Origin of the sequence: Pseudomonas sp. C2B4 (genome assembly GCF_013359695.1) — a bacterium.
Lineage (GTDB): Bacteria > Pseudomonadota > Gammaproteobacteria > Pseudomonadales > Pseudomonadaceae > Aquipseudomonas.
In genome coordinates this window covers 253,051-263,709 of sequence record NZ_JABFMU010000004.1, presented here as the reverse complement: position 1 = coordinate 263,709, position 10,659 = coordinate 253,051, and the positions used below count along the sequence as shown (strand labels likewise).

Here is a 10,659-nt window from a genome sequence, read left to right as displayed (position 1 = left end):
TCGTCAAGATTAAATTCCGAAACCCCAATTGCGAAAGCAGTTGGGGTTTTGTTTTGCCCGCAGGAAAGATCTGCATCTTCTGGTTTCTATGCAAGTGATCGGGGCGTGGATATCATGCGGGCCTCATTGTGAGGCGAGGCTTGCATGCTGACGTTGCTAAAACTTCTTAAAGATGGCCGATTCCATTCGGGTCAGGCGCTGGGCGCTGCCTTGGGTGTTAGTCGCAGTGCGATATGGAAGCAGCTTCAGCAGCTTGAGTCTGAGCTGGGGTTGTCTATTCATAAGGTTCGAGGGCGAGGCTATCAGTTAGCTGCCCCGCTGACTCTTCTTGATCCTATGGAGGTCAAGCAGTTTGCGCCTTCTAGTGGCTGGCCCGTCCTGGTCTTTGACTCAATTGATTCCACGAATGCAGAGGCCCTGCGTGCCATCGAGCGGCATCAGATTGCGCCCTTTGTTGTGCTTGCCGAGCGACAGACTGCAGGTCGCGGGCGGCGTGGGCGGAAGTGGGTGAGTCCATTCGCAGAAAACATCTATTACAGCCTGGTGCTGCGTGTAGAGGGTGGAATGCGCCAGCTGGAAGGGTTGAGTCTTGTTGTCGGGCTCGCCGTCATGCAGACCTTGCGCGAGCTTGGTGTTCCAGGGGTGGGTTTGAAGTGGCCCAATGATGTCCTGGTTGGTCAGAAGAAAATTGCTGGGATCTTGTTGGAGCTGGTCGGCGATCCTGCTGATGTGTGTCATGTGGTGCTGGGTGTCGGTATTAATGTAAACATGCAGATGACCAGTGAGGTTGATCAGCAATGGACGTCAATGCGTCTGGAGTCGGGCGAGGTGTTCGATCGCAATCACCTGGTTGCGGAGTTAGGAGTGATGCTGCAGCAATACTTGGAGCGACATCAGGTTGGTGGGTTTGCAGCGCTCCAGTCTGAATGGGAGCAAAATCATCTGTGGCAGGGGTGTGCTGTGTCGTTGATTGCTGGTGTGAACCAGATTGACGGCCAGGTGCTGGGGATCGACAGGCAGGGCGCCCTGCGTCTGAAGGTGGACGGTGTGGAAAAAGTCTTCAGCGGCGGTGAGCTGAGTCTGAGGTTGCGTAATGATTCTTGAGCTTGACTGCGGAAACAGTTTTATCAAGTGGCGCGTGCTCGATGCGAATCCTGGGCTGCTAGTGGGGGAGGGGGTTGTCGATTCCGACCTGGCGCTTCTCGAGGGCTTGAGGGGGCTCAAGGGGCTCGCTCTCAAGTCTTGCCGATTGGTCAGTGTTCGGACTGCTGAAGAAACGGCTGTATTGATCTCCCTGTTGAAAGCGGCGTTCGATGTATCTGTGGTTTGTGCGGCTCCGGCGCGTGAGATGTCTGGTGTTCGTAACGGCTATGAAGAGTTCGAGAGGCTAGGGCTTGATCGCTGGCTGGCTTTGCTCGGGGGGTTTCATCTGGCCGCAGGAGCATGTCTGGTGCTGGATTTCGGTACTGCTGTTACCGCTGACTTCGTGGCCGCGGATGGAGAGCATCTCGGTGGATTCATATGCCCTGGGATGCCGTTGATGCGCAATCAGCTGCGAACCCATACTCGCAAGATTCGTTACGGTGATCTTGCTGCCGAGCGTGCTTTAGAGGAGCTCGTTCCAGGTCGAACGACCGTTGAGGCGGTCGAGCGCGGTTGTTTGCTAATGCTCCAGGGATTTGTGCTGACCCAGCTCGAGTTGGCGCGTAGCTATTGGGACAAGGATTTCACTGTATTCCTTACGGGTGGGGATGCGGCGCAGGTCTCGGGTGTCGTGCCTGAGGCTAGAGTGGTTCCGGATCTGGTATTTGTCGGTTTGGCCATGGCGTGCCCTTTGTCTTGAGGTCTTTATGCGTTGGTTGTTTCTGCTGCTGCTTGTTCTAAATGTGTTCTATTACATATGGCATCAACAGGAGGCTCCTCTGCGTGCGAAGGATGTAACGCCCTTGAGTTTGTATCGAGGGGGGCAGCAGGACATTCGCCTGCTTAGCGAGGCATCGGACTCGGCCAGAGATAAGGCAAAGGATGCTCAGGCTGTTACGGGTTGCCTTTATTTGGGTGGCTTTGCTCGTCAGGATGCCGCTCAGGGGCTTGAGCGCAGGCTGAGTGGTATGGACGTCAAGTTCCAGGCTCTTCCCAGAGGTGGCTCTGAGTCCGATGGTTACTGGGTGCGCGTAGCCCCGGAAAGCAGGCGTTGGCTGGATGGCACGCAGCTGCAAAACCTTTCTAAAGAATTCAATGAGTTAAAACATAAAATAATGCCCTGTGAGGGGGTTGCACCCGAAGAATAGTTTGCATAGAATGGCGCCCGCTCCACAGTGAAGACCTAAAACGGAAAACAGTGTGAAGCGAAGTCAACGCAGCTAACCTCAGGTTTTTAATGAGAAAATGCTTGACAGAAGGCTGGCATGATATAGAATGCCGGCTCGCTTAGGAGGGGTTCCCGAGCGGCCAAAGGGATCAGACTGTAAATCTGACGTCTACGACTTCGAAGGTTCGAATCCTTCCCCCTCCACCATTTTTAGCGAGAGCTGCAGGCCTCGCGGGTATAGTTTAGTGGTAGAACCTCAGCCTTCCAAGCTGATGATGCGGGTTCGATTCCCGCTACCCGCTCCAAGTTTGCAGGTTTTGCACAGTGTTACGCTCTTGTAGCTCAGTTGGTAGAGCACACCCTTGGTAAGGGTGAGGTCAGCGGTTCAAATCCGCTCAAGAGCTCCATATGACAAGGCAGATATGAAAATATCTGCCTTTGTTTTAATGGGTTGTAGTGCGCTTCATTGTTCGCAGGGTGATTTTGCTCTCGGTGCGGGTGTTGCGGCTAAGGCTGTTGAGTAAATTGTTGTAAAGTCTTTTTCGGGCCGGCATAATGGTCGGCCTGATTTTGTTTTAGGTCAGTAGCTCAATTGGCAGAGCGACGGTCTCCAAAACCGTAGGTTGGGGGTTCGATTCCCTCCTGACCTGCCAGATTCACCAGGTGTGTCTGGCTTTCTTTTCACAGGATCTTCATAGATGACTCCTAAAGCTGAAGCTCAAGGCTCTCGCTTCGATCTCCTCAAGTGGCTGGTAGTGGTCGCTCTGGTGATTGTTGGCGTTGTTGGCAATCAGTACTTCTCTGCTTCGCCGATCCTGTACCGTGTACTCGCATTGCTTGCTATTGCTGCTGTAGCTGCCTTTGTAGGCCTGCAGACAGCGAAGGGCAAGTCTTTCTTTGTACTGGTCAAGGAAGCTCGCACCGAGATTCGTAAAGTCGTGTGGCCAACTCGCCAAGAAACCACGCAGACCACCCTTATTGTGGTGGCTGTTGTTCTGGTTATGGCGTTGCTGTTGTGGGGGCTTGATTCCCTGCTCGGCTGGCTTGTTTCCTTGATTGTCGGCTAAGGGTGTCCCGTGGCTAAGCGTTGGTATGTTGTGCATGCTTACTCGGGTTACGAGAAGCACGTAATGCGCTCGCTGATCGAGCGCGTAAAGCTGGCTGGCATGGAAGATGGCTTCGGCGAGATTCTGGTTCCCACTGAAGAAGTGGTTGAAATGCGTAATGGCCAGAAGCGCAAAAGCGAGCGTAAGTTCTTCCCTGGCTATGTGCTGGTCCAGATGGATATGAACGAGGGTACTTGGCACTTGGTCAAGGACACTCCTCGTGTGATGGGTTTCATCGGCGGTACTGCCGATAAGCCGGCGCCGATTACCGATAAAGAGGCGGAGGCGATTCTGCGTCGCGTTGCCGACGGTAGCGATAAGCCTAAGCCGAAGACGTTGTTTGAGCCGGGTGAGTCGGTACGCGTCAACGACGGTCCGTTTGCCGACTTCACCGGTACGGTCGAAGAGGTTAACTACGAAAAGAGCCGGATCCAGGTCGCGGTGCTCATTTTCGGTCGCTCTACTCCGGTAGAGTTGGAGTTCAGTCAGGTCGAAAAGGTCTAGCTGAAGAAGCATCCCAACCCCGCAGCCATAGGCTGTGGGGTTTTGTCGTCACTGGGATAAACGCGCAAGTAACCGGGGAGCCTTTCGAGGCGTTTGAACCCGTAATTGGAGTGCCTCATGGCCAAGAAGATTACCGCTTACATCAAGCTGCAAGTGAAGGCCGCTCAGGCTAACCCAAGCCCACCTGTTGGTCCTGCTCTGGGTCAGCACGGCGTGAACATCATGGAATTCTGCAAGGCTTTCAACGCCCGTACTCAGGGTCTTGAGCCAGGTCTGCCGACTCCAGTGATCATCACTGTCTACAGCGACCGTAGCTTCACTTTCGAAACCAAATCCACCCCTGCTTCGGTTCTGCTGAAGAAGGCGGCTGGTCTGACTAGCGGTTCCGCTCGTCCGAACACCGTTAAGGTTGGCACCGTAACTCGTGCTCAGCTGGAAGAAATCGCGAAAACCAAAAACGCGGATCTGACTGCAGCTGATATGGAAGCAGCCGTGCGTACCATCGCCGGTTCTGCTCGTAGCATGGGCCTTAACGTGGAGGGTGTGTAATGGCTAAGCTGACCAAGCGTCAAAAGGCTATCGCCGGCAAAATCGAAGCAGGCAAGGCCTACAACATTGTAGACGCCGCTGCTCTGCTGGCCGAGCTGTCGACTGTCAAGTTCAGCGAGTCGTTCGACGTTGCTGTGAATCTGGGTGTTGACCCGCGTAAATCCGACCAGGTTGTTCGTAGCGCTACTGTGCTGCCGCACGGCACTGGCAAGACCGTTCGCGTTGCTGTGTTCACTCAGGGTCCAGCTGCTGAAGCCGCTCTGGCTGCCGGCGCTGACCGCGTAGGTATGGACGACCTGGCTGCCGAAATGAAAGGCGGCGACCTGAACTATGACGTAGTGATCGCATCCCCGGATGCCATGCGCGTTGTGGGTCAACTGGGTCAGATCCTCGGTCCACGTGGCCTGATGCCTAACCCTAAAGTCGGCACCGTAACCCCAGACGTAGCTACCGCGGTTAAAAACGCCAAGGCTGGTCAGGTTCGTTATCGCACCGACAAAAACGGCATCATCCACACTTCCGTTGGCAAGATCGGCTTCGACGCCGTCAAGCTGAAGGAAAACGTTGAAGCCCTGATCGCTGACCTGAAGCGTATCAAGCCAGCTTCCTCGAAAGGCATTTACGTCAAGCGCGTTACCCTGAGCACCACTATGGGCCCAGGTCTGGTTATCGACCAAAGCTCGCTCGACGCGTAAGACACAGATTGGTGCAAGCGATTGCACCAATTGAAAAATTGGGGTCCCTGCCTGGCGGGGGCTATCCAAGACCGTAGGCGACGCAAGTCTTAAACCACAAGCCTACGCAGATGGTGCTCCCGGTTCCTTACCGAATCAGACACCAAAACGACATCCGGTTTCGACCAGATGAAACGGTAACAAGCAGGAGTTAAACCCGTGGCAATTAAACTCGAAGACAAGAAGGCCATCGTCGCTGAAGTCAACGAGGCTGCCAAAGTCGCTCTGTCCGCTGTCGTGGCTGATGCCCGTGGCGTAACAGTAGGCGCGATGACCGGACTCCGTAAAGAGGCTCGTGAAGCTGGCGTTTATGTACGTGTCGTACGTAACACCCTGCTCAAGCGCGCTGTTGCTGACACTGAATTCAGTGTCCTTAACGACGTGTTCACCGGCCCTACCCTGATTGCGTTCTCCAAAGAACATCCAGGCGCTGCAGCCCGGATCTTCAAAGAGTTCGCCAAGGGTCAGGACAAGTTCGAGATCAAGGCAGCTGCGTTTGATGGCAAGTTCCTTGCCGCTAACCAGATCGACGTGTTGGCTACCCTGCCGACCCGCGACGAAGCTATTGCGAAACTGATGAGCGTGATCCAAGGCGCTACCAGCAAACTGGCTCGTACCCTGGCAGCCGTTCGCGACCAGAAAGAAGCAGCTGCTGCCTAAGGCACAGCGAGACCTTTCAAAATCATATGTTTAATTTGATGGCTGCGTAAGCTGTCACCCCAATACAGGATTCAAGTCATGTCTCTGACTAACGAACAAATCATCGAAGCAATCGGCCAGAAAACCGTTCTGGAAGTTGTTGAGCTGATCAAGGCAATGGAAGAAACCTTCGGCGTTACCGCTGCTGTTGCTGCTGCTGGTCCAGCTGCTGCTGCCGCTGTTGTTGAAGAGCAAACCGAATTCAACGTCATGCTGACCGAAGCTGGCGAGAAGAAAGTTAACGTGATCAAGGCTGTTCGTGAACTGACCGGTCTGGGCCTGAAAGAAGCCAAGGCTGTAGTTGACGGCGCTCCTGCCATGGTTCTGGAAGCTGTTGCTAAAGAAGCAGCTGACAAAGCCAAAGCAGCTCTGGAAGAAGCAGGCGCTAAAGTCGAGCTGAAGTAAGCATCGACTTTGCGTTTCCAGCCCAAGCGTTAAGCGAAAGGCTGATGGCTGGTGGCTCTTGCCACCGGCCTTTTTCCGTTATTGGCAGTCGACTGGGTCGGTGCTGGTAACGAGCTGTAACCACCCGATGCGGTGGCGCAAACCATGGGGTTTGCACGATTTTCTGGCTGCTCCCGTCGGGAGGGCCAAACAAGCAGGTGACCAAGCTGGGGAACGCTGATGGCTTACTCATATACTGAGAAAAAACGTATCCGCAAGGACTTTAGCAAGTTGCCGGACGTCATGGATGTGCCTTACCTCCTGGCCATCCAGCTGGATTCGTATCGTGAATTCTTGCAAGCGGGAGCGACTAAAGATCAGTTCCGCGACGTGGGCCTGCATGCGGCCTTCAAATCCGTTTTCCCGATCATCAGCTACTCCGGCAATGCTGCGCTGGAGTACGTCGGTTATCGCCTGGGCGAACCGGCATTTGATGTCAAAGAATGCGTATTGCGCGGTGTAACTTACGCCGTACCTTTGCGGGTAAAAGTGCGCCTGATCATTTTCGACAAAGAATCGTCGAACAAAGCGATCAAGGACATCAAAGAGCAAGAAGTCTACATGGGTGAAATCCCCCTGATGACTGAGAACGGTACCTTCGTAATCAACGGTACCGAGCGTGTAATCGTTTCCCAGTTGCACCGTTCCCCGGGCGTGTTCTTCGACCACGACCGTGGCAAGACGCACAGCTCCGGTAAACTGCTGTACTCCGCGCGCATCATCCCTTACCGCGGTTCGTGGCTGGACTTCGAGTTCGACCCGAAAGACTGCGTATTCGTGCGTATCGACCGTCGTCGCAAGCTGCCTGCATCGGTACTGCTGCGCGCGCTGGGCTATACCACTGAAGAAGTGCTGGACGCGTTCTACACCACCAACGTATTCCACGTGAAAGGCGAGAGTCTGAGCCTGGAGTTGGTCCCTCAGCGCCTGCGCGGTGAAATCGCGGTCCTGGACATCCAGGACGACAAGGGCAAGGTTATTGTCGAGCAAGGTCGTCGTATCACCGCTCGTCACATCAACCAGCTGGAGAAAGCCGGGATCAAAGAGCTGGATGTGCCTCTGGACTACGTCCTGGGTCGCACTACCGCCAAGGTCATCGTGCATCCGGCAACCGGTGAAATCCTGGCAGAGTGCAATACCGAGCTGAGCACCGAGATCCTGGCGAAAATCGCCAAGGCCGGCGTTGTTCGCATCGAGACTCTGTACACCAACGATATCGACTGTGGTCCATTCATCTCTGACACCCTGAAGATCGACTCCACCAGCAACCAACTGGAAGCGCTGGTCGAGATCTATCGCATGATGCGTCCTGGCGAGCCGCCAACCAAAGACGCTGCAGAGACCCTGTTCAACAACCTGTTCTTCAGCCCTGAGCGCTATGACCTGTCTGCGGTCGGCCGGATGAAGTTCAACCGTCGTATCGGTCGTACCGAGATCGAAGGTTCGGGCGTGCTGTGCAAGGAAGACATCGTCGCGGTACTGAAGACCCTGGTCGACATCCGTAACGGTAAAGGCATCGTCGATGACATCGACCACTTGGGTAACCGTCGTGTTCGCTGCGTAGGCGAAATGGCCGAGAACCAGTTCCGCGTTGGCCTGGTACGTGTTGAGCGTGCGGTCAAAGAGCGTCTGTCGATGGCTGAAAGCGAAGGCCTGATGCCGCAAGACCTGATCAACGCCAAGCCAGTGGCTGCGGCGGTGAAAGAGTTCTTCGGTTCCAGCCAGCTGTCCCAGTTCATGGACCAGAACAACCCGCTGTCCGAGATTACCCACAAGCGTCGTGTTTCCGCACTCGGCCCTGGTGGTCTGACTCGTGAGCGTGCCGGCTTTGAAGTTCGTGACGTACACCCGACGCATTACGGTCGTGTTTGCCCGATCGAAACGCCGGAAGGTCCGAACATTGGTCTGATCAACTCCCTGGCGGCCTATGCGCGCACCAACCAGTACGGCTTCCTCGAGAGCCCGTACCGTGTGGTGAAAGACGCTCTGGTCACCGACGAGATCGTATTCCTGTCCGCCATCGAAGAAGCTGATCACGTGATCGCTCAGGCTTCGGCCACGATGAACGACAAGAAAGTCCTGATCGACGAGCTGGTAGCTGTTCGTCACTTGAACGAGTTCACCGTCAAGGCGCCGGAAGACGTCACCCTGATGGACGTATCGCCGAAGCAGGTAGTTTCGGTTGCAGCGTCGCTGATCCCGTTCCTCGAGCACGACGACGCCAACCGTGCGTTGATGGGTTCGAACATGCAGCGTCAAGCTGTACCAACCCTGCGCGCTGACAAGCCGCTGGTAGGTACCGGCATGGAGCGTAACGTAGCCCGTGACTCCGGCGTTTGCGTCGTGGCTCGTCGTGGCGGCGTGATCGACTCTGTCGACGCCAGCCGTATCGTGGTTCGTGTTGCCGATGACGAAGTTGAAACCGGTGAAGCTGGTGTCGACATCTACAACCTGACCAAATACACCCGCTCCAACCAGAACACCTGCATCAACCAGCGTCCGCTGGTGCGTAAAGGTGATCGGGTTCAGCGTAGCGACATCATGGCCGACGGCCCGTCCACCGACATGGGTGAATTGGCTCTGGGTCAGAACATGCGCATCGCGTTCATGGCATGGAACGGCTTCAACTTCGAAGACTCCATCTGCCTGTCCGAGCGTGTTGTTCAGGAAGACCGTTTCACCACGATCCACATCCAGGAACTGACCTGTGTGGCGCGTGACACCAAGCTTGGCCCAGAGGAAATCACTGCCGACATCCCTAACGTGGGTGAAGCGGCGCTGAACAAACTGGACGAAGCCGGTATCGTTTACGTAGGTGCTGAAGTTGGCGCAGGCGACATCCTGGTTGGTAAGGTCACTCCGAAAGGCGAGACCCAACTGACTCCGGAAGAAAAACTGCTGCGTGCGATCTTCGGTGAAAAAGCCAGCGACGTTAAAGACACCTCCCTGCGTGTACCTACCGGTACCAAAGGTACTGTCATCGACGTACAGGTCTTCACCCGCGACGGCGTTGAGCGTGACGCTCGTGCCCTGTCGATCGAGAAGTCCCAGCTGGACGAGATCCGCAAGGACCTGAACGAAGAGTTCCGCATCGTTGAAGGCGCTACTTTCGAACGTCTGCGCTCCGCTCTGGTCGGCCACAAGGCCGAAGGCGGCGCCGGTCTGAAGAAAGGCCAGGACATCACCGACGAAGTCCTCGACGGTCTTGAGCACGGCCAGTGGTTCAAACTGCGCATGGCTGAAGATGCTCTGAACGAGCAGCTCGAGAAGGCTCAGGCCTACATCGTTGATCGTCGCCGTCTGCTGGACGACAAGTTCGAAGACAAGAAGCGCAAACTGCAGCAGGGCGATGACCTGGCTCCAGGCGTGCTGAAAATCGTCAAGGTTTACCTGGCAATCCGTCGTCGCATCCAACCGGGCGACAAGATGGCCGGTCGTCACGGTAACAAGGGTGTGGTCTCCGTGATCATGCCAGTTGAAGACATGCCACACGATGCCAACGGCACCCCGGTCGACGTCGTCCTCAACCCGTTGGGCGTACCTTCGCGTATGAACGTCGGTCAGATCCTTGAAACCCACCTGGGCCTCGCGGCCAAAGGCCTGGGCGAGAAGATCAACCGCATGGTTGAAGAGCAGCGCAAGGTTGCCGAGCTGCGTAAATTCCTGCACGAGATCTATAACGAGATCGGCGGTCGTCAGGAAAGCCTCGATGACTTCTCCGACCAGGAAATCCTGGATCTGGCTCAAAACCTGCGTGGCGGCGTTCCAATGGCCACTCCAGTGTTCGACGGTGCCAAGGAAAGCGAAATCAAGGCAATGCTGAAGCTGGCAGACCTGCCAGAAAGCGGCCAGATGCAGCTGACCGACGGCCGTACCGGCAACAAGTTCGAGCGCCCGGTTACCGTTGGCTACATGTACATGCTGAAGCTGAACCACTTGGTAGACGACAAGATGCACGCTCGTTCTACCGGTTCGTACAGCCTGGTTACCCAGCAGCCGTTGGGTGGTAAGGCGCAGTTCGGTGGTCAGCGTTTCGGGGAGATGGAGGTCTGGGCACTGGAAGCATACGGTGCTGCTTACACTCTGCAAGAAATGCTCACAGTGAAGTCGGACGATGTGAACGGTCGGACCAAGATGTACAAAAACATCGTGGACGGCGATCACCGTATGGAGCCGGGCATGCCCGAGTCCTTCAACGTGTTGATCAAGGAAATTCGTTCCCTCGGCATCGATATCGATCTGGAAACCGAATAACACGTGACGCGAATCGAGAGCGGGGCAGGATTGCCCGCTCTCTGCTCCGCCAGGAGGA

Annotated in this window: 10 protein-coding genes and 4 tRNA genes; all 14 read left to right on the top strand. The window is 55.5% G+C overall.

The window, feature by feature from the left end:
- Positions 1-144: 144 nt before the first annotated feature.
- Positions 145-1,104 (top strand): bifunctional biotin--[acetyl-CoA-carboxylase] ligase/biotin operon repressor BirA, encoded by a 960-nt coding sequence (gene birA, locus HNQ83_RS05515; protein WP_175388007.1) that lies wholly within the window; start codon positions 145-147, stop codon positions 1,102-1,104.
- Positions 1,094-1,843 (top strand): pantothenate kinase, encoded by a 750-nt coding sequence (locus HNQ83_RS05510; protein ID WP_175388006.1) that lies wholly within the window; start codon positions 1,094-1,096, stop codon positions 1,841-1,843. Before birA ends, HNQ83_RS05510 begins: the two co-directional genes overlap by 11 nt.
- Before the next feature lie 7 nt (positions 1,844-1,850).
- Positions 1,851-2,291 (top strand): hypothetical protein, encoded by a 441-nt coding sequence (locus HNQ83_RS05505; protein WP_175388005.1) that lies wholly within the window; start codon positions 1,851-1,853, stop codon positions 2,289-2,291.
- Positions 2,292-2,433: 142 nt separating this feature from the next.
- Positions 2,434-2,518: transfer RNA gene (locus tag HNQ83_RS05500), tRNA-Tyr, on the top strand.
- Positions 2,519-2,542: 24 nt separating this feature from the next.
- Positions 2,543-2,616, top strand: a tRNA-Gly gene (locus HNQ83_RS05495).
- Between the two features lie 26 nt (positions 2,617-2,642).
- Positions 2,643-2,718, top strand: a tRNA-Thr gene (locus HNQ83_RS05490).
- 170 nt (positions 2,719-2,888) lie between these two features.
- A tRNA-Trp gene (locus tag HNQ83_RS05485) sits at positions 2,889-2,964 on the top strand.
- Positions 2,965-3,009: 45 nt separating this feature from the next.
- Positions 3,010-3,378, top strand: coding sequence for a preprotein translocase subunit SecE (secE, locus tag HNQ83_RS05480; protein WP_008018201.1), 369 nt, complete (start codon positions 3,010-3,012; stop codon positions 3,376-3,378).
- Between the two features lie 9 nt (positions 3,379-3,387).
- Positions 3,388-3,921, top strand: a complete 534-nt coding sequence (gene nusG, locus HNQ83_RS05475) for a transcription termination/antitermination protein NusG (protein WP_007933727.1) — start codon at positions 3,388-3,390, stop codon at positions 3,919-3,921.
- A 117-nt stretch (positions 3,922-4,038) separates the two neighbouring features.
- Positions 4,039-4,470 (top strand): 50S ribosomal protein L11, encoded by a 432-nt coding sequence (rplK, locus tag HNQ83_RS05470; RefSeq protein WP_007933726.1) that lies wholly within the window; start codon positions 4,039-4,041, stop codon positions 4,468-4,470.
- A complete protein-coding gene (gene rplA, locus HNQ83_RS05465) occupies positions 4,470-5,165 on the top strand; it encodes a 50S ribosomal protein L1 (RefSeq protein ID WP_003228754.1) in 696 nt (231 codons plus the stop codon). The genes rplK and rplA overlap by 1 nt, the downstream gene beginning before the upstream one ends.
- Positions 5,166-5,363: 198 nt before the next feature.
- Positions 5,364-5,864 carry a 50S ribosomal protein L10 gene (gene rplJ, locus HNQ83_RS05460; protein ID WP_018925653.1) on the top strand — a complete coding sequence of 167 codons (501 nt, stop codon included), beginning with the start codon at positions 5,364-5,366 and terminating at the stop codon, positions 5,862-5,864.
- A 78-nt stretch (positions 5,865-5,942) separates the two neighbouring features.
- Entirely contained in the window at positions 5,943-6,308 is a 366-nt protein-coding gene (gene rplL, locus HNQ83_RS05455) for a 50S ribosomal protein L7/L12 (RefSeq protein WP_011063780.1), read from the top strand.
- Between the two features lie 219 nt (positions 6,309-6,527).
- Positions 6,528-10,601, top strand: a complete 4,074-nt coding sequence (rpoB, locus tag HNQ83_RS05450; protein WP_175388004.1) for a DNA-directed RNA polymerase subunit beta — start codon at positions 6,528-6,530, stop codon at positions 10,599-10,601.
- Positions 10,602-10,659 lie beyond the last annotated feature (58 nt).

Excerpts from the sequence above, each read along its gene's own strand:
- birA (WP_175388007.1), top strand. The coding sequence starts at position 145 with ATGCTGACGTTGCTAAAACTTCTTAAAGATGGCCGATTCCATTCGGGT.
- HNQ83_RS05510 (WP_175388006.1), top strand. The coding sequence starts at position 1,094 with ATGATTCTTGAGCTTGACTGCGGAAACAGTTTTATCAAGTGGCGCGTG.
- HNQ83_RS05505 (WP_175388005.1), top strand. The coding sequence starts at position 1,851 with ATGCGTTGGTTGTTTCTGCTGCTGCTTGTTCTAAATGTGTTCTATTAC.
- secE (WP_008018201.1), top strand. The coding sequence starts at position 3,010 with ATGACTCCTAAAGCTGAAGCTCAAGGCTCTCGCTTCGATCTCCTCAAG.
- rplK (WP_007933726.1), top strand. The coding sequence starts at position 4,039 with ATGGCCAAGAAGATTACCGCTTACATCAAGCTGCAAGTGAAGGCCGCT.
- rplA (WP_003228754.1), top strand. The coding sequence starts at position 4,470 with ATGGCTAAGCTGACCAAGCGTCAAAAGGCTATCGCCGGCAAAATCGAA.
- rplL (WP_011063780.1), top strand. The coding sequence starts at position 5,943 with ATGTCTCTGACTAACGAACAAATCATCGAAGCAATCGGCCAGAAAACC.
- rpoB (WP_175388004.1), top strand. The coding sequence starts at position 6,528 with ATGGCTTACTCATATACTGAGAAAAAACGTATCCGCAAGGACTTTAGC.